At 58.7% G+C, this 20,759-nt stretch carries 18 protein-coding genes; 9 read left to right on the forward strand and 9 right to left on the reverse strand.

Translation table 11 applies throughout. The annotated features are described in order from the left end of the window. The 3 genes from RA28_RS18785 to RA28_RS18795 form a co-directional block, all read right to left on the reverse strand. The gene (locus RA28_RS18785) at positions 1-4,089 is read right to left on the reverse strand and encodes a translocation/assembly module TamB domain-containing protein (RefSeq protein ID WP_039532146.1); all 4,089 of its coding nucleotides are present in this window, start codon (positions 4,087-4,089) and stop codon (positions 1-3) included. Then, on the reverse strand, positions 4,089-5,957 hold the full coding sequence (locus RA28_RS18790) for an autotransporter assembly complex protein TamA (protein ID WP_241481166.1): 1,869 nt from the start codon (positions 5,955-5,957) through the stop codon (positions 4,089-4,091). Before RA28_RS18790 ends, RA28_RS18785 begins: the two co-directional genes overlap by 1 nt. 96 nt (positions 5,958-6,053) lie before the next feature. Next, the gene (locus RA28_RS18795; RefSeq protein WP_039532148.1) at positions 6,054-7,277 is read right to left on the reverse strand and encodes a urate hydroxylase PuuD; all 1,224 of its coding nucleotides are present in this window, start codon (positions 7,275-7,277) and stop codon (positions 6,054-6,056) included. Between the two features lie 96 nt (positions 7,278-7,373). Between RA28_RS18795 and RA28_RS18800 the strand changes: the two genes are divergently transcribed. Beyond that, the gene (locus tag RA28_RS18800) at positions 7,374-8,294 is read left to right on the forward strand and encodes a LysR family transcriptional regulator (protein ID WP_039532150.1); all 921 of its coding nucleotides are present in this window, start codon (positions 7,374-7,376) and stop codon (positions 8,292-8,294) included. Positions 8,295-8,306: 12 nt separating this feature from the next. Here the strand turns inward: RA28_RS18800 and uraH are convergent, their stop codons facing one another. Continuing rightward, complete coding sequence (gene uraH / locus RA28_RS18805; protein WP_039532153.1) at positions 8,307-8,663, reverse strand: hydroxyisourate hydrolase; 357 nt, start codon at positions 8,661-8,663, stop codon at positions 8,307-8,309. 208 nt (positions 8,664-8,871) lie between these two features. On the opposite strand from uraH, the gene puuE reads away from it, so the two are divergent. Both puuE and RA28_RS18820 read left to right on the forward strand, forming a co-directional pair. Beyond that, the gene (gene puuE, locus RA28_RS18815) at positions 8,872-10,290 is read left to right on the forward strand and encodes an allantoinase PuuE (protein ID WP_039532157.1); all 1,419 of its coding nucleotides are present in this window, start codon (positions 8,872-8,874) and stop codon (positions 10,288-10,290) included. Continuing rightward, a complete protein-coding gene (locus tag RA28_RS18820; protein ID WP_039532158.1) occupies positions 10,287-10,781 on the forward strand; it encodes an ureidoglycolate lyase in 495 nt (164 codons plus the stop codon). Before puuE ends, RA28_RS18820 begins: the two co-directional genes overlap by 4 nt. A 97-nt stretch (positions 10,782-10,878) precedes the next feature. On the opposite strand, the gene RA28_RS18825 is transcribed toward RA28_RS18820, so the two are convergent. From RA28_RS18825 to RA28_RS18835, 3 genes are all read right to left on the reverse strand, one after another. Beyond that, complete coding sequence (locus RA28_RS18825; RefSeq protein ID WP_039532160.1) at positions 10,879-11,871, reverse strand: type I glyceraldehyde-3-phosphate dehydrogenase; 993 nt, start codon at positions 11,869-11,871, stop codon at positions 10,879-10,881. A 54-nt stretch (positions 11,872-11,925) separates the two neighbouring features. Beyond that, positions 11,926-12,249, reverse strand: a complete 324-nt coding sequence (locus RA28_RS18830; RefSeq protein ID WP_039532161.1) for a hypothetical protein — start codon at positions 12,247-12,249, stop codon at positions 11,926-11,928. Between the two features lie 80 nt (positions 12,250-12,329). Next, positions 12,330-13,163, reverse strand: a complete 834-nt coding sequence (locus tag RA28_RS18835; RefSeq protein WP_039532163.1) for a bifunctional allantoicase/(S)-ureidoglycine aminohydrolase — start codon at positions 13,161-13,163, stop codon at positions 12,330-12,332. Between the two features lie 175 nt (positions 13,164-13,338). Here RA28_RS18835 and RA28_RS18840 point away from each other — a divergent pair, with 175 nt between their 5' ends. Continuing rightward, a complete protein-coding gene (locus tag RA28_RS18840; RefSeq protein WP_039532165.1) occupies positions 13,339-13,695 on the forward strand; it encodes a hypothetical protein in 357 nt (118 codons plus the stop codon). A gap of 9 nt (positions 13,696-13,704) precedes the next feature. On the opposite strand, the gene RA28_RS18845 is transcribed toward RA28_RS18840, so the two are convergent. Next, positions 13,705-14,640 (reverse strand): 2-hydroxyacid dehydrogenase, encoded by a 936-nt coding sequence (locus RA28_RS18845; RefSeq protein WP_039532167.1) that lies wholly within the window; start codon positions 14,638-14,640, stop codon positions 13,705-13,707. Positions 14,641-14,760: 120 nt separating this feature from the next. On the opposite strand from RA28_RS18845, the gene RA28_RS18850 reads away from it, so the two are divergent. From RA28_RS18850 to RA28_RS18865, 4 genes are read left to right on the forward strand one after another with little or no spacing between them, the layout of a single operon-like run. After that, positions 14,761-15,996, forward strand: coding sequence for an acyl-CoA dehydrogenase family protein (locus RA28_RS18850; RefSeq protein WP_039532168.1), 1,236 nt, complete (start codon positions 14,761-14,763; stop codon positions 15,994-15,996). A 10-nt stretch (positions 15,997-16,006) separates the two neighbouring features. Then, positions 16,007-16,807, forward strand: a complete 801-nt coding sequence (locus tag RA28_RS18855; RefSeq protein WP_039532170.1) for a thioesterase family protein — start codon at positions 16,007-16,009, stop codon at positions 16,805-16,807. Further along, positions 16,804-17,529 carry a DUF1007 family protein gene (locus RA28_RS18860; RefSeq protein ID WP_241481167.1) on the forward strand — a complete coding sequence of 242 codons (726 nt, stop codon included), beginning with the start codon at positions 16,804-16,806 and terminating at the stop codon, positions 17,527-17,529. Before RA28_RS18855 ends, RA28_RS18860 begins: the two co-directional genes overlap by 4 nt. After that, complete coding sequence (locus RA28_RS18865; protein WP_039532171.1) at positions 17,514-18,461, forward strand: nickel/cobalt transporter; 948 nt, start codon at positions 17,514-17,516, stop codon at positions 18,459-18,461. Before RA28_RS18860 ends, RA28_RS18865 begins: the two co-directional genes overlap by 16 nt. Before the next feature lie 5 nt (positions 18,462-18,466). Here the strand turns inward: RA28_RS18865 and truA are convergent, their stop codons facing one another. Further along, a complete protein-coding gene (gene truA, locus RA28_RS18870; RefSeq protein WP_039532173.1) occupies positions 18,467-19,231 on the reverse strand; it encodes a tRNA pseudouridine(38-40) synthase TruA in 765 nt (254 codons plus the stop codon). Between the two features lie 110 nt (positions 19,232-19,341). Between truA and RA28_RS18875 the strand changes: the two genes are divergently transcribed. Then, positions 19,342-20,757: a YcjX family protein gene (locus RA28_RS18875; RefSeq protein ID WP_039532174.1), complete on the forward strand. Its 1,416-nt coding sequence runs from the start codon at positions 19,342-19,344 to the stop codon at positions 20,755-20,757. Positions 20,758-20,759: the final 2 nt, after the last annotated feature.

Genomic DNA, 20,759 nt, shown 5'->3' on the forward strand with positions numbered 1-20,759 from the left:
CTAGTAGTCGCGTTCGAAAAAGATACCCAACCCTGTTTCTCCACGCCCGTCTACCGTGCCCCGAACGGTGAAACTGTCGGTGACGTCGAGGTTCAGGTTCACCTCGGTATCGCCCTCGGTATTAACGGTGAAGTCGGTATAGAGATTATCGCTCAGATACGCGCCGGCACCCAAACGGCCAGCGCCGCCTTCCGTTGCGCCAATGTCAATCGTATCCACACCGGTGGCATCCCGCACGCCCTTGGTCGCGTCTCCACCCGCACCGCTGAGTTGCGCCAGCGAGGCTGCCATCTGCGCGATGACGAAGGGCGAAAGCTCCGAGAAACGGTTGCCGAACAGCAGCATCGCCAACGCCTCTTCAGTGGGGCGCTCGGGGTCCGAGAACACGTCGACCTGCGGCGAATCCAAGGGCCCGGCGATTTCAATCGTGGCAGTTCCGTCCGATGTGCTGCTGGAGGATTCGAACTCGATATATGGCGTCAGGTCACCTTGCAGCGTCACGAGGCCTTTGGTCAGCGCAAGGCGACGGCCCAGAATGTCGATGTGACCCCGGATCAACTCGATCTGGCCGGATGGGACGACGGCGGTTGTTGTGCCACCGATCTGGATGCGTCCGCCCAATTCCGCATTCACACCGCGTCCCCGAACAAAGACCGCCTTCGGAGCCAACAAACCGATATCGAGGGCGATGCGCGAGTTGCTTTTTGTGCCCTCTTCCTTTTCCACCAACTGAGCACGCTCGCGGGTGACAAAGCTGGCGTTGCTTTCGTTCACATGCGTGATCGGTGGGATTGGTGCTGCACCAACCGCTCCGGCGGCTGCGGCAAGGTTGATGTTGGTTTCGCCAAAGTTGATCTGACCGGCGATCGAACTGTTGCCGGCCAGCGCACCGCTCATGGCGATCTGGCCGTTCAGAATGGTTTCGTAAAGCAGGTCATCGGTCAGCACCAGATTGTTGATCGATGTCGTGATTTGCGCATTGAAGGGCGGTGTCAGGCCGACAGGGCCATTCACGGTAAAACCGCCGCCAGCGCGCACGCCGCCTTGCATTGCAATCGTTGCACGGCTTTGGGCCAGGGTGATTGTCCCGCCGATACCTGTGATCGTTTGCCCTACGGATGGCAATGCCATTGCGGTGCCGGAGGTTGTGATTGTCCCGCTGAGCGCACCCAGCGAAGGCGCACCCTTCAGGGCAAGATCGTATTGGGCGGTCCCTTCGATGGTATTGGGAGAAATGAATCTGTTCGCGATGCCGATGTTGATGCCGCCCTTCATGGTCAGATCGGCGTTTCCGCTGGCTTCGTCGAATGTTCCCGCGACATTGGTGTTCAGTTGGGCAGGCCCCTCGGCCTTGGCATCAATCGTCCAGACGCCATTGTTCCGACTGGCCTTGCCATTGGCCGCGATGGTGCCGGGAAACTCGGGGGCAAACCGTTCCACCTTGTTGAGACGCGCCTCGAAATCCACGTCCGCGGCGCCATCGGTTGTCACCGTGCCGCTCAGGTTCGCGTAAGAGCTGTCTGGTCCTTGCAGCCTGACATCGCCTTCAAGGCCGGACCCCGTCGGTGCAACGTTTCCATCCAATGTCAACGGACCGCTGAGAGTCTGGGACAAGCGCCCGACATCGTCCAGAGCGGCCGAGAAATTCAGGCCCCCTTGCGTACGGTCCAGTTTGCCGGAGGCGTCGGCCGTTAGCGCGGTTCCGTTCAGGCTGAATGTGCGGATGTCCAGCCCCTGATCATTGTTCACCGCATCCACGTTCAGTGTCGTTCGGCCTTGTATCAACTCGTCAACGATCGCGATCCCGGTCGAGATGTCATTGGCAGTGACCAGGCCCTGAACATCGAAAGTCCGATCTGCCTGCTGCCCGCTGCCTTCGACCTCGGCGCGGACCGAGCCAGTAAGATCGCGATTGGCGAGGCCCGAGAACAAAGACAGGTCGGGCACATTCAGCTTTGCTTGTCCATCGACCGCAAGATCGCCGGTCGGGTCATCGACCGTGGCCGCGACCTCGGCGGTCAGCGCCGTACCGTTCACGGTGGCCTCGCGAACGACGATCTGATCGCCGGAACGTGCGCCGTCGAACTCAACCGTTGTTCGCCCTGTCAAAAGCGGGTCAATATCAGCCATCCCGGTCTGGATGTTGTTGGCAATCACGCTGGCCGTTCCGTCGAATTCCAACGTCTGCACCGTCCCGGTGCCATCCACCTGTGCCTGTAGCGATCCGCTCAGGTCTCGTTTGGCGAGACCGGAGAAAACTGAAAGATCGCTGGCGTTCACATTGGCTTGCCCGTCAATAGTCAGATTGCCGCCGGGTGTGGTGACGACGCCGTCGGCTTGCGCGTCCAATGCCGCGGATGAGATCGAAAACGCCCTCACGGTTATCCCGTCCGAGTCCCGCTTACCGTCCAGCACGATATCGGTTTCACCGGCGATCACGGGGTCAATATCGTCTCTGCCGGTGACCAGATCCCGCCCGATGAGCATCACTTTACCGTCAAAGCTGCGCTCCAGTGGCGAACCACTCCCCTCAACGCGGATGGATGCGTTTCCGCCGAGATCAAGCTTGGCAACTTCGGAGAATCGCGACAGGTCGTCGGCAATCAGCGCCGCTGTTCCGTCGACCTGCAAACCGGTTTCCAGTCCGCTGATTACCGCGTCGGCCTCAAATGAATAGTCGCTGCCAATGATCTCAAACCCTGTCAGCTTCACAGTCTGGTCGTTGCCATAATCGAATTGGCCGTCCAGGGTGATGCGGTCACCGACAGCGGCGTTGAGAGCCGGGTCCGACATATCTATGCCGTCAAGGGCGGCCTGAAGATCGCCATCGATTGTAAATGCGCCGCTTTGATCCAGTGTTCCTTGCCCGGCGAACTGCGCCCGTTCCAAATCGATCTGAGCAGCTTCAACGTCATTGGCCGTGATGCTCAGATCCCAAAGATTGCCGTTCTTGACGTCATACAGGGCCGACAGCTGGGCCGCCCCAATCGCAGTTTCGCCGCCGCTGATGGGCAGAACGACCCGGTCACCGTCTGGCGGTGTGATACGACCTTGCACCGCCACCAGTTGCAGCGCACCGCCTGCCGCAAGGCTGATCTGGCTCTCCAGCATTAACGCCTGAGAGGTGATCTCGATATCCGAGATGTCCAACGCCCCATCCGAATGGGTTCGCCCGTCGACGAAGAGCTTTGTGTCGGTGCCAAAGAAGGTGTCCATTTCTTCGGCAAGGAACGGTGTCAAATCGCCGCCCAAATCTGCCGTGAACGCAATGCCATCATCCGCGCTGGCTGCCGCTGTCGGGGCGGCACGCAACCGAACCTGACCTGTGACGCGCAACTGGTCATCGCTGCTCAGGCCAATATCGGCGGTGAAATCCGTGATCGGCCCGGACCCTTTGGCCGTCAACCCAATCGGAGGACTATCCGGGATTTTCAAGGCGGTTGAAATGAGCCCGCCAGATGCCTCGGCCACGGTCAGATCCAGATTGATTTCGCGGCTCGAGTTCTGGAAGCCCGCAGTCAGATCAATCGTGTCTCCGGCTCTGTCCAGACGATCAATGTTCAAAGTGGTATCAAGCGTCCCATCTGCGAGGGACAGGTTGCCTTTCACCGTCAGATCGGCCGCGACGCCGATCAACGGCTCACCCAGCGACAGATCGTCAATGCGAAGCTCACCGATTTCGATGGACACCGGCAATTCCGGCAATTGGAACGGCTGCGTTTCGGCCGAGGGTGGCGGTGCCTCTTTTGTCGTTGTTCCGGGTGCGCGGGCAATGTCGATCTCTTGCGCGACAAGGGCGTTCACCGAAAACCGCCCACGCAAAAGGCCCAACCGGTTCCAATCCAGCTCGGCCCCCTTGATCGTCAACCAGACGCCTTCATCATCCGCAACCGTGATTTCCTGTATCGTCGCACGCGAGCTGAGCGCACCTTCCAAACCGACGACGCGCACGTTCTGATCGTCGCCGGACAGCGTATCCTGCAGGAAACGTTCGATCATGCTGCCGCCGTCTTCATCCTGTGCCAAGGCTGGCACTGACGCGACAAGCATCGACGCGCCAAGAAGAAGAGGATATGCAGCGCGGCGCATCAAAAGGCTTGTCCGATCCCCAAATAGAATTGCAATCCGTCGCCCGTGTCACCCTGAACCGGCAGGGCAAGGTCAAACCGCAGCGGGCCAAAACCACCCAAATCATACCGGATGCCAATGCCTGCGCCAGAATGAAATTCGGCGTTCGTACTTACAAACGAGGATTCGTCGACCGCGCCGTAGTCGTAAAACCCAACAAGGGATATCGCCTCGGTCACCTTTCCGCGTATCTCGCCGGAAAAGCCAAGGAAGGATCGACCGCCCGCCACTTCGTCACCGACGGGAATGCCCAGGCTTTCGAAAGGTTGGCCGCGAACGGTTCCTGCGCCACCGGAAAAGAACAAAAAGTCCGGCGTCACACCGGACGGCGATGGGCCAAGAACCGACCCTAGCTGGACACGACCGGCCAGAACCAATCGCCCGCCGGTTCCAAGACTTGTATAGGCGCGGCCATCAACAAACACCCGCAGGCCCGAGTCGGTTCCTGAAAATCCGGCAAAAGGCATGGCCTGCGAATCCAGATAGAAACCGCGCGTGGCGCTTACCTTGCTGTCACGCTCGTCCCATTCTGATCTGAACGGGAGAATGAAGTAGCGGAACTTTCGTCCGTCCCCGTAGGCATCGTCCGCATCAGACCATTGGAAACCTGCCGAGGCTTCGGCATAGAGCCTGTCCGAGAATGTGCGGCGCGCACCGTAGGCCAGCGAAGCGATGGTCACATTGTAGTTTTCGGTGTTGCGCCTCTCCAGCAAAGCGCTCCAGAACGTGTTGTCATCCGGACCAAGGCGGTCTGGTTGATCAAGCCGTAACCCAATACGCCCATCAAGATCTTCGGCCCCGCCGATATTGCGAAGGGCGAGTTCAAACCGCAGCCTCTCGGCCCGCCGGAACACATTGCGGTGCGTCCATGTCGCCGTCAGGTCCACGCCATCGCGCGAGGCAATTTCGGCCCCGAAGGTGATCCGACGCGGCGGCAAGTCCTCGAAAGTCGCGTCAAAATCAAGTGTTCCGTCGGGGTTGGGGTTTTCGCGCTCTTTGATCGACACGGTACTGAACGTACCGGTCCGTCTTAACCGCGTGCCCACTTTTTGGATTTCCGCTGGCGAGTAAACCTCGCCCGTGGGAAAGCCCGCGATTTTCTCAATCGACCGGCGACGCACTTTGGTGTCACCGCTAATGAACAGCTTCCCGAAAGTCAGGCGCGGACCCGGGGCAAGGTCAATTTCCGAATCCAGCCGCGCTTGTTTGTGGCGGGCAATGACCTTCTGATCCTCGACTTCCGCCTTGGCATGACCCGCATCCCGCCAACCCTGAATACCGGCAGAGGCTGCTTGTTGAATTGCCCCGGTTGTGGCGCGTTTTCCGGTTGCGTATTCCTCGGGCAATTCGGTGCCGGGCGACAGCGGCTCAACAATCGCCGTTCCGAAAGAATAAACCGGACCGGGGTTCACCTGAATAACGGCGCGTTTGAACTGCGGCGGCGCTTCAAGCGAGTTGATATCGGCCGCCTCCTGACCGTCCAGCTTGATGCTGACGACGGGTGCGAAGTACCCCTCGTCATACATGATCTGCACAATCGTTCTGTAATCCGACAGTGCAGCAGACAGGACTTCCAGCGGGGTGTCCAACCCGCGGGATTCAGCGGTAAAGACGGAAGAGGTTTCCTCCAGCCGCTCGACCACATCTTCGGGTGCGCCAGGGGCGGACAGGCTGATTTCAAGGGCAGAAGCAAGTGTGGGGGAGACGGTCGCCAGCGCAGCGAAAGCCCAACCTCTCAGAACGCGCTGCGGTCTGCCCCGTGTCACCATATGTCTCAACTGCCCCAAGCTGAAATCGTTATCGCCGCGAAAAAACGATAATCGCAACATGTTGAATTCATCTTAGAGCATCTGTTGGCCATCAGGGGAAGGATTTAATCCATTCTACCCCTGTTTTGCGACCCGGTGTGGTCGGTTAGACCAAGCCTAAAGACCTGCGTTTTGAAACCAACGGATGATCGCTTGGCGATCCTCGGGCTCCATGTAAGTTACGTTGGCAGGCGGCATCGCATGTGAGACGCCCGACTGAAGGTAAATCTGTTGCGCGTTGCGGGCGATGTCGCCTTCGGTTTCCAAAAGCACACCTTTAGGGGCCCACAAAATACCCTCCCAAACGGGCTCGCGCGCGTGGCACATCGAGCAGCGTCCCAGCACGATCTCATGCGCCTCGGCAAAGCCGTCCGCGGCGGCATAGCGCTGTTCGTAAGGCGTCAGCGGTTGGGCCTCGGCCTCTTCGACTGGTTGGTACATCGGCGCGGTCGACAGCCACATGATCGCAATGAACAGCAAAGCGGTGACAAGCCATGTCCATGTCGGATCGCCCGCGCGCGCATGTCGCGTGTTAAAGTAGTGCCGAATGGTAACGCCCATCAGGAACACAAGCGCTGCGATAATCCAGTTGTATTCGGTTGCGAAAGCCAAAGGGTAATGGTTCGACAACATCAGGAACACGACCGGCAAGGTCAGATAGTTGTTGTGGGTCGAACGCAGCTTGGCGATTTTGCCGTATTTCGGGTCCGGAGTGCGCCCGTTCTTGAGATCGTCCACAACAATCCGCTGGTTCGGCATGATGATGAAAAACACGTTCGCCGTCATTATGGTGGCCGTGAAGGCCCCCAGATGCAGCATCATCGCACGGCCCGTGAAAATCTGGTTGTAACCCCAGCCCATCGCGACCAGCAGTGCAAACAGCAACACCATCAACAAGGTCGGGCGTTCGCCCAGCCCCGATTTGCAAAGATAGTCGTAAACCAACCACCCGACTGTCAGCGACGCGGCTGAGATCAGAATGCCTTGCCAAAGCGCCAGATCCGCCTTTTGGGCATCGATCAGATAAAGTTCTCCGCCGACCCAATAGACGATCATCAACAGCGCCGCCCCACTCAGCCAGGTCGCATAGCTTTCCCATTTGAACCAGGTCAGGTGTTCCGGCATCCGTTCAGGGGCAACCAGGTATTTCTGAATGTGGTAGAACCCGCCGCCATGGACCTGCCATTCCTCGCCATCGGCCGGGCCCGGAATGTCGCGGTTCAGACCAAGGTCCAATGCGATGAAGTAAAAAGATGAACCGATCCAGGCGATAGCAGTGATGACGTGCAGCCAGCGCACGGCAAAAGCCATCCAATCCCAGAACACGGCGAAGTCGTACATGCGAAAGCTCTCCGGTAAGTTGCCGCCACACTAGGCAAACGGGCTTTTCTTCGGTATTCCCGTATATTGTCAAACTGTATCAAAAAAAACGATAAGATGTCCTATCTCGACAATATCCGTACCTTTGTTCGTGTCTATGATTTGGGCAGTATGTCCGCTGCAGGGCGGGACCTGCGCATTTCGCCAGCAGTCACTTCGGCCCGGATATCGCAGCTTGAGGATCACCTGGGTGTTCGCCTGTTTCAGCGCACGACCCGTAACCTGTCGCCGACCGAGCAGGGCAAGGCCTTCTACCCTGGTGCAGTTTCGGTTTTGGACGCGGTGGACGAGGCCGAAGCACAGGTCACACATTTGACTGAAGCGCCCCGAGGCTCGCTGTTTGTGGCGGCGCCTCTTGGGGTCGGGCGTCGGCTCCTTGCCCCTCATGTGCCTGATTTTTTGTCGCAATACCCCGAGATCGACGTACGGCTGCGGTTGACCGACCGATCCGTTGATCTGACCACAGAAGGGTTGGATCTGGCTTTCTTCATTGGCCAGCCCGAAGATAGCACGCTGCGCATCAGAAAGATTGCCGATTGCCAGCGCGTCCTGTGTGCCGCACCCGAATACGTGGACCGGCGCGGTATGCCGCTAACGGGCAACGACCTGATTGCGGACAAGCACGAATGCCTGAACCTGCGGTTCCCCGGAGCAACCGAGTTTCAGTGGTCGCTTGAGACGCCGGAAGGCTCAAAGCGGTTTGCCGTGACCGGGCGCTTTGAGTGTGATGACGGCGACGTGCTGACGGATTGGGCGCTTTCCGGGCAGGGCATCGCCATGAAGCCTAAGTTCGAAGTTGCCGATTACCTGAAAACGGGGCGTTTGGTTGCGGTCGCGCAGCAGACCCCGCCGACGCCGGTGCAAATGGCCTGCCTGTATACCCACCGCCGCCACCAGGATCCCAAAGCGCGACTGTTCATGGACTTTATGATTGAACGAATTGGCAAGGTCGTTCGCAGCGCCGAGGAAGCCGCCTGAAACCTGCCGCCGCTAGCTTCCTCGATAGGTGGAATACCCGAAAGGCGACAGCAGAAGTGGTACGTGGTAATGCGCCTCGGCATCGGACATGCCAAAGCGGATTGGAACCTCATCCAGAAACAGCGGGTCCTCGTTTGCCTGGTTGGTTTCGCGCAGATAATCTCCGGCACAGAAAACCAACTCATAAGTCCCTGTTCTAAAATCGCTTTGCGGCAGGATCGGGCTGTCGGTGCGGCCATCGGCATTAGTGACCACTTCGGCCAGTTTGTGACGGGAATTGTCGGCCACCCGATAAAGCACAATCTTCAGCCCTTGGGCCGGGCAGCCACGTGCCGTGTCCAGTACGTGCGTCGTCAGATATCCAGCCACCGAAACCTCCTAAATCTCATCGCGTCGTCAGCGTCCCACGACATGCGGTCCTGCGCAAACAGGTAGTGATTGACACAGTTTGGTTTGAAACCCGAGCTTTTGGGAATGCCGAAAGAAACGGAAACAGCGTTTTGATTGATTTGATAATTCAATCGGTCATTGTGCGATAAAGCAAAGCGATCAGACATAAAGCCAGGCGGAACTCAGAATGCAGCCCCCTCGATACCCACGCGACATGATCGGATACGGCGCGACCCTTCCGGACGCGCAATGGCCGGACGGTGCCAGAATCGCGGTTCAGATCGTGCTGAACTATGAAGAAGGTGGTGAGAATTGCGTATTACACGGTGATGAAGCGTCCGAGGCGTTTTTATCTGAAATCGTCGGTGCGGCCCAATGGCCCGGTCGGCGTCATTGGAACATGGAATCGATTTATGAATACGGTGCACGCGCCGGGTTCTGGCGTTTGCACCGCCTGATGAAGGACTTGCCGGTCACTGTCTACGGCGTTGCGACAGCGCTGGCCCGGTCGCCGGATCAGGTTGCGGCCATGAAATCAGCGGGATGGGAGATTGCCAGCCATGGCCTGAAATGGGTCGAACACAAGGACATGCCAGAGGAAGAAGAACGCGCCCAGATAGCCGAGGCGATCCGGTTGCACACCGAGGTTGTCGGGGAACGCCCCGTCGGCTGGTACACTGGTCGGTGCTCTGAAAACACCGTGCGTCTGGTGGCCGAAGAAGGCGGCTTTGACTATGTTGCCGATACCTATGCCGATGATTTGCCGTACTGGGTAAACGTCGATGGGCATGATCAATTGATCATACCCTATACACTGGACTGCAACGACATGCGCTTTGCGACGCCGCAGGGTTTCAATTCGGGCGATCAGTTTTTCTCGTACCTCAAAGACAGCTTCGACGCGCTCTACGAGGAAGGTGAGGCAGGACAGCCCAAGATGCTATCGATCGGATTGCACTGCCGTCTGATAGGGCGACCGGGGCGCGTGATGGCACTGAAGCGGTTTCTGGATTATGCGCAGGGTTTCTCGGACGCGTGGTTTGCAACACGTCAACAAATTGCGCGACATTGGGCGGCAGTTCATCCGCCACGCCTGTCTCCGAAACCATCACAAATGAACAAGGCGGCATTTATTGACGCGTTTGGGGGTATTTTCGAACACTCCGCCTGGATCGCCGAACGTGCGTACGATCTGGAACTCGGCCCGGCCCATGACACTGCTGGCGGCCTGCACAATGCACTCTCCCGCATGTTCCGGTCCGCGACCGAGGCCGAGCGAATGGGTGTCCTGACCGCTCACCCCGATCTTGCCGGAAAGCTGGCGCAGGCCAAACGGCTGACCGAAGAGAGCACGTCGGAACAGGCGTCGGCCGGGCTGGACGCGTTAACGGATCAGGAGAAGGCCGCGTTCACCACTTTGAATGCGCAGTACACGGATAAGTTCGGGTTTCCGTTCATCATTGCCGTGCGCGACCATAACAAGGCTTCGATCCTCGAGGCGTTTCAACGCCGCATTGACCAGGACCGCCCGACCGAATTTGCAGAAGCCTGCCGTCAGGTTGAACGCATTGCCGAGTTTCGTCTGCGGGATGTGCTGCCGTCATGAGCATTCAGATCGTGGCCAAACCGATCACCGCCGCAGCCTTTGCGCCGTTCGGCGACCTTCTCGATGCGTCGGGTGATCCCGACAAGATCATCAATCAAGGCCAGTGCGGACGATACCACGACCGTGCATTGCTGGACTTTTCTAATGGCCGCGCCGGGATCAGCATCTTTAGCGCCAATCCGAGATCATTGCCCTACAGGCTGGATATGGTCGAGCGGCACCCAGATGGCAGCCAGGCATTCATTTCAATGACGCACCAGCCCTTTCTGGTCGTCGTCGCTCCGGATGAGGGCGGGCAGCCGGGCGAACCCAAGGCGTTCATCACCCAGCCCGGACAGGCCGTGAATTATCATCGAGGGACGTGGCACGGTGTGCTGACCCCGCTTCATGCACCGGGCTTGTTTGCCGTCGTCGATCGGATCGGCAGTGGCAGCAACCTGCAAGAGTTCTGGTTCGACGCCCCGTATCAAGTGGTCGAAGCCAAAAGCTGAAAACGACAGGAAAGACGCGTTTCCGTGTGCTTAGCGCCGTAAACAGCCTGTCTTCCTTTGGATCTTCAACGCCAACCGCAGCGCCAATGGCGTTTCGTTAATAGGCGTTTTTTGCCATCAGTCTAGCGACGTCCAACATGCGTGCCGAAAAGCCCCACTCGTTGTCGTACCAGCCAAAGACGCGAAACTGATGGTCGCCGACCGCGCGGGTTTCCGGACCCGCGATGATCAGGGATTCTGGCCGTGCTCTCAGGTCCGAAGACACCAGTGGCATGTCGGTCCACCCCAACACGGCGGACTCGCCGACGGCCCGCCGCAACGATTTCTCAAGCGCGGCAAGATCCATTGACCGCTCCAAAGTCACGATCAGATCCACCGCCGAGACGCTCGCCGTCGGAACGCGCACAGCAGCCCCTGAGATGCGGCCGCTCAGATGAGGCAGCACGACGTCGATCAGGTGTGTCGCGCTAGAGGTTGTGGGCACCATCGACTGCGCGCCGCCGCGCGACCGCGCAAGATCGCCGCGCGGCGCGTCGACCATCGGTTGACTGTTGGTATAGCAATGGATCGTGGTCATGTGCCCGGCGACGATGCCGCCTATGTCATCCAGCAACCGGACAAGCGGCGCCAAACCGTTGGTGGTGCACGAGGCGTTGGAAACGATCCGCGCCGTGCCCAGTTGATCCTCGTTCGCGCCCAGAACCACCGTGAGTTCCGCGGCGGGTGAGGGGCCCGAGATCAACACCTTGCCGGCGCCGGCAGTCAGCCCGCGTCTGGCAACATCGGACGTTCTGGCAACGCCTGTGCAATCCAGCAAAACGTCAACACGGCTTAGATCCACGCTGGTCAAATCTTCGCTATGCGTTACAGGGATTTCCTGCCCGTCCACCCAAAGCGCATTGCCCTGAGCCTCGACAGTGCCGGGATAGGGGCCAAATGTGCTATCGTATTTGAAAAGATAGGCGCACGTCTCAAGCGGCGCGATATCGTTGATCAGAACAAGCTCGATATCTGCATCTTGCGGCTGGTTCAGCACCTGCCGCAAGATCGTACGGCCGATGCGGCCGAATCCGTTGATCGCGAGTTTCATGCGCAAGCTATGGCAGGCAGATCAGGCGATCTCAATGAAAGTATTGTACCAATATCAGCCGCAGCTGACCTGCGAAAAGAACTGACCCGAAATGTTCTGATACATGCTGGGAACAATTACCTTGCACCCGGTCGCCTGCTGGATTGCAGCAATCGCCTGAATGGTGCGCAACCGCGGCGGCGGACCAAACGGGTTGAGATTATTGTTGTCGCGCGTCGCTCGGTAAATGACCGGTTCCTCGGAAACCTGAGTCACCGCCCACGTCCGGCTCATCACAAATACCGATCTGGTTTCTTCCTTGGCTGCAACAGGCATTGCGTCAAGGGCTGTAAGGCCAACTGCGGCCGCAATGGCCAGAATCGTTCCGCGCAAAAACATCGAAAGTCTCCAGTGCTGAAATTTCTTTCGTATTTCAACAGATTCCGGCGATTCTGTGAACCCCTCTACGGCAAACGAACTTACCGACGTGACAGGTTGAGCGGCATATGGCGGTTCACGTCCTTATAAAGCAGATACCGAAAGCGCCCCGGACCGCCCGCATAACACGCCTGAGGACAAAAGGCGCGCAGCCACATGTAGTCTCCGGCCTCGACCTCGACCCAATCCTGATTCAGTCGATAGACTGCCTTGCCCTCCAGCACGTAAAGCCCGTGTTCCATAACATGGGTTTCTGCAAAGGGAATCACGCCGCCGGGTTCGAAATTGACGATGTTGACATGCATGTCGTGGCGCAGATCCTCAGGATCGGCAAACCGGGTTGTGGACCAGCGCCCCTGTGTTCCCGGCATCTCGTTGGGTGCGACATCGCGTTCGTTTGTGATGATCGGGTCCGGAGCGGACAGGCCCGGTACGGCCTCGTAGGCTTTGCGCACCCAATGAAAGCGGGCGATTGTTTCACCACGATTGCGCAATGTCCAATCCGAACCGGGCGGGATATAGGCGTAACCGCCGGTCGCAAGCTGGTGTGTATCGCCGTCCAAGGTCAGTGCAACCTCTCCTTCGACGACAAAAAGCACTGCCTGCGCTTGTGCGTCCGTCTCGGGATGATCGCTGCCGCCACCGGGCTGAACTTCCATGATGTATTGCGAGAACGTCTCGGCAAATCCGCTCAACGGGCGGGACAGCACCCATAGGCGTGTGCCGTCCCAAAAGGGCAGCGCACTGGTGACGATGTCACGCATCGTTCCCTTGGGAATGACCGCATAGGCGTCAGTAAACATGGCGCGGTCGGTCAAAAGCTGATCCTGATCCGGGTGCCCGCCGGTTGGCGCATAGTATTTCGGATTTGCCATCAAAAACCTCGGGTTGGTTGCCAGGGCAATATGTGATGAACGCGCACGCTGGCCTAGCAGCGGCGTTGCGATAGGATTGTTCGGAATATTTTGAAGATAAACCAGCAGGGCTTGGCGTCATCCGCCTGCATGTATAGGGTTGAACGCAAATCTATTTCAGCTGTGCGAGGCCGCTATGAAGGCTTGGATTTTGTCCGCATTGGTTACCGTTGCCGCTTTGACCAATGGCGGTGTTGTCGGGGCTAAGCCGCTTTCGAGGATCATCTCGGAACTTGGATTGACGCCCGAGGATTTTGAGGTGCTGAACGCAACCGCAAACGCAATGTTTGCCAGCGGCACGCCCAGCGCCGGGCAGGAGCGTGAGTGGATCAACGACAATACGGGCTCGAAAGGAACGATCCGGGTTCTGGGTGTTCGTGACAACTGCGTGGACCTGCAGCACTTTGTCCGTCCCGCAGGCGCTGACCAGACGCGTCAGGCCCGGACCCGCAGATGCCGCGACGCTGAAGGCAACTGGTTGCTGGCCTCCTGACTTTGGACTTCAGTAACCGCGTGCCCGGTCAACTTCGTGCAACAGGGGTGCGCCGCTACTGAGCCGCTGAAAATTCTCGGCGACGTCGGAAAGCGCGTCACCAAGGTGCCAGCCCGAAATATGCGGCGTAATGGTTACGCTCGGGTGGGTCCACAATGGGCTTGAGGCGGGCAGTGGCTCTTGACTGGTCACGTCGAGAACCGCGTGACCTGGAACGCCCCGATCCAGCGCGGAAATCAGGGCGATCTCGTCGATCAAATCTCCACGGCCGGCATTCAGCAATTGGCTGCCGGGTTTCATCATGGACAACGCCCTTTCCCCAAAAAGCCCAACGGTTTGCGGGGTGGATGGCAGGATTGCACAGACATGATCGCATTGTGACAGCAATCCCGGCAGAGCATCGTCACCATGAACGCAGTTCACCCCGTCAAGGGACTTGGGCGAACGGCTCCATCCCATCACCTGAAACCCCACGGCGCGCAACATGTTCGCTGTTCGGGCGCCAATGTGGCCCAGCCCGAGCACCCCAACCACCGTATCCGGCGTACTACCCGGCGCCTTTGGCGACCATTCTGCCCGCTTTTGTGCGTCTTCGTAGAATCCGATGTGGCGATGTTGGCGCAGGATATAGGCCAAGAACCATTCCGCGATTCCCTGCGCAGGGGCATCCGGTTTAAGCCGCGTGATGCGCACATGGTCGGGCAGGTTGGGATTGCCTACAATGGTTTCCACCCCGGCCCCCAGTTTTTGAACCAGTTTCAAGTTGGGCAGGCGGCTGGGATGGTCGGCCTGCAATCCAACCAAAGCCAGCATTGTGATGTCCGAGGCCTCCCCGATGGTGTCCGGCGTGCGAACATCCGCATCTGGAATGCGTTTCCGAATTTCCTGTGCGATTTCAAGATCGCTGATCCAGCCCGTCAGGCCCGTCTCAATCAAAAGTGCCATGTGCTTACCTCTGATCTGGTTGCGATTGACGTCCCGTCACGCGGGTAGACATCCTGTCGGCAGCTAAGTCATTCTCGGACCCGAGGTAAAGCCCGGTTTCCGGGCCAGAGGAGGGAAATCATGACCATGTCTTTCGGATTGCGCGACGAAAACCGCGATCTTTTGAACCGTGTCGCCGAAATGATCCGGGATGACGTCATGCCGTTGGAAGAGGAATATCAAGCCGAAATCGGCAAGGGCGACCGCTGGCAATACACGCAGCGGCAGTCAGAGATACTCGAAGGCTTGAAGGCCAAGGCCAAGGCCGCGGGGTTATGGAATTTCTGGTTGACCGACAGTGACAAAGGGTTTGGTTTGACCACTGTCGAATACGCCTATTTCGCTGAGGAAATGGGCAAGACGCCCTTGGGCGCCGAGGTGTTCAACTGCTCTGCCCCCGATACCGGCAACATGGAGGTCTTTGAACGCTACGGAACCGAGGCCATGAAGGAAACCTGGCTCAAACCATTGCTCAGCGGCGAGATACGATCAGCTTATCTGATGACCGAACCTGACGTGGCCTCGTCTGATGCGACAAACATTTCGATGTCCTGCGTGCGCGATGGCGAGGAATACGTGCTGAATGGCGAAAAGTGGTGGTCATCCGGGGCAGGGGACCCCCGGTGCAAGGTCTATATCGTAATGGTGAAAACCGCCGGGGAGGATCGGCCAAAGCATCAACGCCAATCAATGATCGTTGTTGCGGCGGATACACCGGGGATCGAAGTCTTGCGCCCCATGGAGGTTTACGGACATGACGATGCGCCCCACGGCCACATGCATATCAGGTTCACCGACGTGCGCGTGCCCGCCGAGAACATCTTGCTGGGTGAAGGGCGCGGTTTTGAGATCGCGCAGGGCCGCCTTGGGCCGGGTCGCATTCACCACTGCATGCGCGCGATAGGGCAAGCTGAGGCCGCGTTGGAACAGATGTGCAAGCGATCTCTGCAACGCGAAGCATTCGGCAAGAAACTGGCACAGCTTGGGGCCAATTACGACATCATTGCCGAATGCCGGATGGAGATCGAAATGGCGCGCCTGCTGTGCCTCAAGGCAGCTTGGTACATGGATCAGGGCGACGCGCGCGCTGCGGCCCCCTGGATCAGCCAGATCAAGGTCGTTGCCCCCCGGGTCGCTCTGAAAGTGATCGACGAAGCCGTGCAGATGTTCGGCGCACAGGGGATCAGCCAGGATACGCCGCTGGCCTCGGCCTGGACACATGTTCGGACGCTTCGATTGGCGGATGGCCCGGATGCGGTGCATCGGCGGCAGGTTGCACGGGCCGAACTTAGAAAACACACGCAGGAAAAGGTCTGAAAAACTCCCTATGCACAGCACTGAAACGAAACCGGCGTTTTTTCATGGGACCGAAGATGGGTCCTTCGTCGGGAATGATCCTGCGCGCGGTCCTTGGTCTGCGGAACACTGTCATGCCGGCCCCGTCAGCGGTCTGATCGTACGCGCGGCGGAAGGTGAGGTCGGACCAGACAAAATGTTGACGCGACTGACGGTAGACTTGCTGCGACCGCTGCCAATGGCTGGTTTGCGCGTTGCGGCGGAAACCACGCGGCACACCAAGACCCTGGCGACAACCCGCGTCACCGTGCATGACATCGAGGGCACGTTGTGCGCCACAGCCTCGACGATGCACATGGTTCGCCGGAACCTTGGGCCTGTCCCAGACGCGCCGACAGAGCCTGTGAAATTCAAAGATGTGGTCGACGGCCCATTCCCGATCGGAGAGATTCGCCACGGCCTTCCCGGTTTTGCCCATTATGCGGATGTGAAATACCCCGAAGGCGGAAACCAGGGGGCAGGCCCCAAGATCGTCTGGATGAACACACCTGACATTCTGGACGGAGAGACGCCTTCCCCAATCCAGGCGCTGTGTCCATTGGCCGATTGCGGCAACGGTATTTCTTGGAACGCGCCCACGACCGAGATGGGGTTTATGAACACCGACCTCACCGTACAAATCCACCGTGAGCCCCTGCCGGGTTGGTTCGCATCGAATTCGATCTCGCACTGGCAGCCAAACGGAATCGGAATGTCACAATCCGTTCTCTACGACACTGAAGGGCCGGTTGGAACCGCGTTGCAAACACTGGTTCTATTTCCGCCGAAATGACCGGATGGGCCGGTTCCTGCGCCTGTGAACGGAATGTCGTTGCTGTTGATTGGCAGGCGACCTATCTTCGCATCATGCGCTGGTTGCTGACATTTCTGACTTGCTGTCTGCCGATCCCGGGACTGACGCACCCTCATGTCTTTATCGATACGGGGCTCGAATTCATCGTGGATGAGACCGGCAACCTGACCCACGTGCGCGTCACTTGGGCCTATGACGAGCTTTATTCGCTGTTCCAACTCGAAGACATGAACCTGGATCAGGATGGGGATGGCGTCTTGACCAAGGCCGAGCAGACACATCTGGCCGGCTTTGATGCGCAATGGATGGAAGGCTACAATGGGGATCTTGTTGTCCATTCTGGCGGAAAACCCGTTCCCTTGTCCGGGCCGATGCAAGCAACGGCCCTGACCGAGGATGGGCGCATCGTGACGACTCATCTGCGTGAGGTCGAAGGCGGGCCTGTTTCGGCCACCGCTTTGTCCGCCAAGGCGTATGACGAGACCTATTATACGGCCTACGAAGTGACCCGGCCCGTTACCGTGTCTGGACCGGCCATTTGCGCGGTCGAACGCATCGACCCGGACATAGACGGGCAGTTGGCACAGATGCGGGCGTTTTTGCTGACACTGGATGCAAATTACGACCTTGAGGAAAACGATATTCCTTTGGTCGGTGAGAGTTTTGCAACTGAGATTCTTGTTTCATGTCCCGGTACCTGATTGTTCCGGTCGCTCTGGCCTTTGGTTTGTTGCTTTGGCTATGGGGCAGTGGCGGGTTCGACCATCTCGCAGCTTGGGCAGCGGGTGAGCAGAGAGAATTCCAGAACCAGATCGCAAGGGCGTTGCGAGCAACCCGAGCAGAGCAGCCTCAGGCGGTTGCGACTTTGCTAACCGTATGTTTCGCTTATGGCTTTTTTCATGCCATTGGACCAGGTCACGGAAAGGTTCTGATTGGTGGGTACGGGCTGGGTCGGCAGGTGGCCTTTCTGCGTCTGTCGGCAATCAGCGTTCTGTCCAGTCTCGGTCAGGCTGTGACGGCCGTCGTTTTAGTCTACACCGGTATCTTCGTGTTCCAGATGTCGCGACAAAGCCTGGTCGGCGCGACCGAGCAGGTCATGGCACCGGTCAGTTATGGCGCGATTGCAGCGATTGGTTTGTGGCTGGTCTTTCGGGCTGTCCGCGGCTTTGCCCGGCGCAGCCGTTCCCAAGCAGCGGATCATGACCATACACACGAACACCACGATCATGCCGGACATGGCCACAGCCACAAACACGACGACGGCACATGTTCAGAATGCGGCCATAAGCATGGCCCAACCGCGGAAGAAGTCGCCAACGTCGGCAGCTTGCGCGAGGCCCTGATCCTGATTGCGGGCATTGCAGCCAGACCCTGCACCGGTGCGCTGTTTGTCGTGATCCTGACGTGGCAGATGGGCATCGCGATGATTGGTATTGCCGGGGCCTTTGCGATGGCGTTGGGTACGGCAACCGTGACGACTTTGGTCGGATGGACGTCATTTGGGTTACGCGGCGGTTTGCTTGCTTCGACATCAGCTACGCGGTTCGCCGCCATCTTGGCACCGACGATCGAGTTGATTGCCGGGCTGCTGATCGCTGTGGTTGCCAGCGGTCTTTTGTTGCGCACTCTCTGATCCGGTCAAAAGACCGGATCAGGATAGCCAACGCGCGCCAGATACAACCCTTGCGGCGGGCAAACGGGGCCACACGCTGATCGGTCCATCGCTTCTAGCGCAGTTCGCACATCTTCGGGTTCCCACGCACCGGCACCAACGCGTTCCAATGTGCCGACAAAGCTGCGCACCTGATTGTGCAGGAAGGATCGGGCACGCACATGAAAATGCACTTCGGGGCCTGAGAAGCCCTGAACCTGTTCGATCCGCAGCTCGTCCAGCGTTTTCACAGGGCTTGCCGCCTGACAGATGGACGAACGGAACGTTGTGAAATCATGCCGCCCGATCAACATGTTCGCCCCGGTCTGCATGGCATCCACATCCAGTTGGTGATTGATGCGCCAGACTTGCCCCTGATCATGGGTCGCCGGCGCGCGCCGCATGAGAATGCGAAACAGATATTGCCGCTCAATCGCCGAGAACCGCGCGTGCCAGTCATCCTCAACCCGCGCGGCCTGCAATATGGCGACAGGCCGAGGTTTGAGATGATAGTTCAACGCTTCGGACAGCCGGAACGGATCCCATTCGCGCTCCATGTCGCAATGGGCGACCTGACCCAGCGCGTGCACACCCGCATCCGTGCGTCCGGCGGCGGCAATCGTATGCTGCCCGGGTTGGACTTGCGACAGGGCCTCTTCAATCGCACCCTGAACCGACGGCAGGTCTTTCTGCCGCTGCCATCCGGCAAACGGTTCTCCCTGGTATTCGACTTTCAAGGCGTATCTGGGCATGGGCCCGCTGGTATCGTGCGGTGTCCGAACGGGCAAGGGGGGTAAATTGATCTGGCATGTCTGCGAACCGCTACCTATCTTGAGCGAAACGATAAAAGCGGGGCGACGGATTGGTCATCTCTTCTGTGGCAGACAGTCTGGTGCGCGGTGTCGAATCCATCGGTGACAGCGTGTCCGAGACGTTTTTCGAGCCGGTCATTCGCCTGGGCGTTACCGGGCTGGCGCGGTCGGGCAAGACTGTGTTCATCACGTCGCTGGTGGCGAACCTGTTGGACCGGGGCCGCATGACAGGTCTTGCCGCCCAGCAAGAGGGGCGGATCACCGCCGCCTACCTGCAACCGCAGCCAGACGATACCGTGCCCCGGTTCGACTACGAATCCCATCTTTCCGATTTGACCGGCGCATCGCCTCATTGGCCGGACAGCACGCGCGCGGTGTCCGAATTGCGTTTGTCGCTCAAGGTCCAACCGGCGGGGTTGCTGTCAGGGTTGCAGGGGCCGAAAAAAATACATCTGGATATTGTGGACTACCCCGGCGAATGGCTTCTGGATTTGGCATTGCTGGAAAAGTCATACGAAGACTGGTCTCTGGAAACTCTGTCCCGCATCGCAAACCGTGCCGAAGCATCGGCTTTTCTGGATGCAGCCAAGTCAGCCGATCCTGGCGCAAATCATGAGGAACCCATCGCGCAGGATTTGGCGCGAAAGTTCACCGCGTACCTGACGGATGCGCGGGACGCCGGTTTTTATGATTGCGCGCCGGGGCGGTTCCTGCTGCCGGGCGATCTGGCCGGGTCGCCTGTCTTGACCTTCGCGCCGCTGCCCATTGTTGGTCCCTCGCGCAGGCGATCGTTACAGCGCGAAATGGAACGGCGGTTCGAAGCATACAAAACGCAAGTCGTGAAACCGTTCTTTCGTGATCACTTTGCCCGCATCGACCGACAAGTCGTATTGGTCGATGCATTGGGTGCGATCCACAAAGGCCCGCAAGCGGTCGAGGATATGCGCCGTGCCATGGCGGATATTTTGTCGGCCTTCAGACCCGGTCGGAATGCCTGGCTCAGCCGGTTGCTATTGGGCAAACGGGTTGAGCGCATTCTGTTTGCGGCCACCAAAGCCGACCATCTTCACCACCTGCAACACCCGCGGCTGACCGCAATTATGGAGGCCCTGACGCGTGATGCACGTGATCGTGCGAATTTCGCCGGTGCCGAAACCGCTGCTTTGTCTCTGGCATCATTGCGGGCTACAACCGAAGAAATGCGCAGTCACAACGGTTCGGAATTGCCCTGTGTTCGCGGTACGTTGCTGGACGGTGGTAAGAAAGCGGCATTCTATCCGGGCGAATTGCCTGAAGATCCCTCGCATGTGCTGGGACCGGCGCGGGACGGCGCAAAAATCTGGTTGGATGCGGACTATGGCTTCATGAGCTTTGCGCCATCCCAACTGTCCTTACGGCCCGGTGATGGGCCACCTCATATCAGGCTGGACCGCGCCACGCAGTTCCTGATCGGAGATCGCCTTTGACC

This window comes from Ruegeria sp. ANG-S4 (genome assembly GCF_000814005.1).
Classification (GTDB): Bacteria; Pseudomonadota; Alphaproteobacteria; order Rhodobacterales; family Rhodobacteraceae; genus Ruegeria.

Bases quoted from the DNA above. Each gene is read 5' to 3' on its own strand.
- RA28_RS18785 (WP_039532146.1), bottom strand. From the start codon at position 4,089: ATGCGCCGCGCTGCATATCCTCTTCTTCTTGGCGCGTCGATGCTTGTC.
- RA28_RS18790 (WP_241481166.1), bottom strand. From the start codon at position 5,957: ATGTTGCGATTATCGTTTTTTCGCGGCGATAACGATTTCAGCTTGGGG.
- RA28_RS18795 (WP_039532148.1), bottom strand. From the start codon at position 7,277: ATGTACGACTTCGCCGTGTTCTGGGATTGGATGGCTTTTGCCGTGCGC.
- RA28_RS18800 (WP_039532150.1), top strand. From the start codon at position 7,374: ATGTCCTATCTCGACAATATCCGTACCTTTGTTCGTGTCTATGATTTG.
- puuE (WP_039532157.1), top strand. From the start codon at position 8,872: ATGCAGCCCCCTCGATACCCACGCGACATGATCGGATACGGCGCGACC.
- RA28_RS18820 (WP_039532158.1), top strand. From the start codon at position 10,287: ATGAGCATTCAGATCGTGGCCAAACCGATCACCGCCGCAGCCTTTGCG.
- RA28_RS18825 (WP_039532160.1), bottom strand. From the start codon at position 11,871: ATGAAACTCGCGATCAACGGATTCGGCCGCATCGGCCGTACGATCTTG.
- RA28_RS18830 (WP_039532161.1), bottom strand. From the start codon at position 12,249: ATGTTTTTGCGCGGAACGATTCTGGCCATTGCGGCCGCAGTTGGCCTT.
- RA28_RS18835 (WP_039532163.1), bottom strand. From the start codon at position 13,163: ATGGCAAATCCGAAATACTATGCGCCAACCGGCGGGCACCCGGATCAG.
- RA28_RS18840 (WP_039532165.1), top strand. From the start codon at position 13,339: ATGAAGGCTTGGATTTTGTCCGCATTGGTTACCGTTGCCGCTTTGACC.
- RA28_RS18845 (WP_039532167.1), bottom strand. From the start codon at position 14,640: ATGGCACTTTTGATTGAGACGGGCCTGACGGGCTGGATCAGCGATCTT.
- RA28_RS18850 (WP_039532168.1), top strand. From the start codon at position 14,761: ATGACCATGTCTTTCGGATTGCGCGACGAAAACCGCGATCTTTTGAAC.
- RA28_RS18855 (WP_039532170.1), top strand. From the start codon at position 16,007: ATGCACAGCACTGAAACGAAACCGGCGTTTTTTCATGGGACCGAAGAT.
- RA28_RS18860 (WP_241481167.1), top strand. From the start codon at position 16,804: ATGACCGGATGGGCCGGTTCCTGCGCCTGTGAACGGAATGTCGTTGCT.
- RA28_RS18865 (WP_039532171.1), top strand. From the start codon at position 17,514: ATGTCCCGGTACCTGATTGTTCCGGTCGCTCTGGCCTTTGGTTTGTTG.
- truA (WP_039532173.1), bottom strand. From the start codon at position 19,231: ATGCCCAGATACGCCTTGAAAGTCGAATACCAGGGAGAACCGTTTGCC.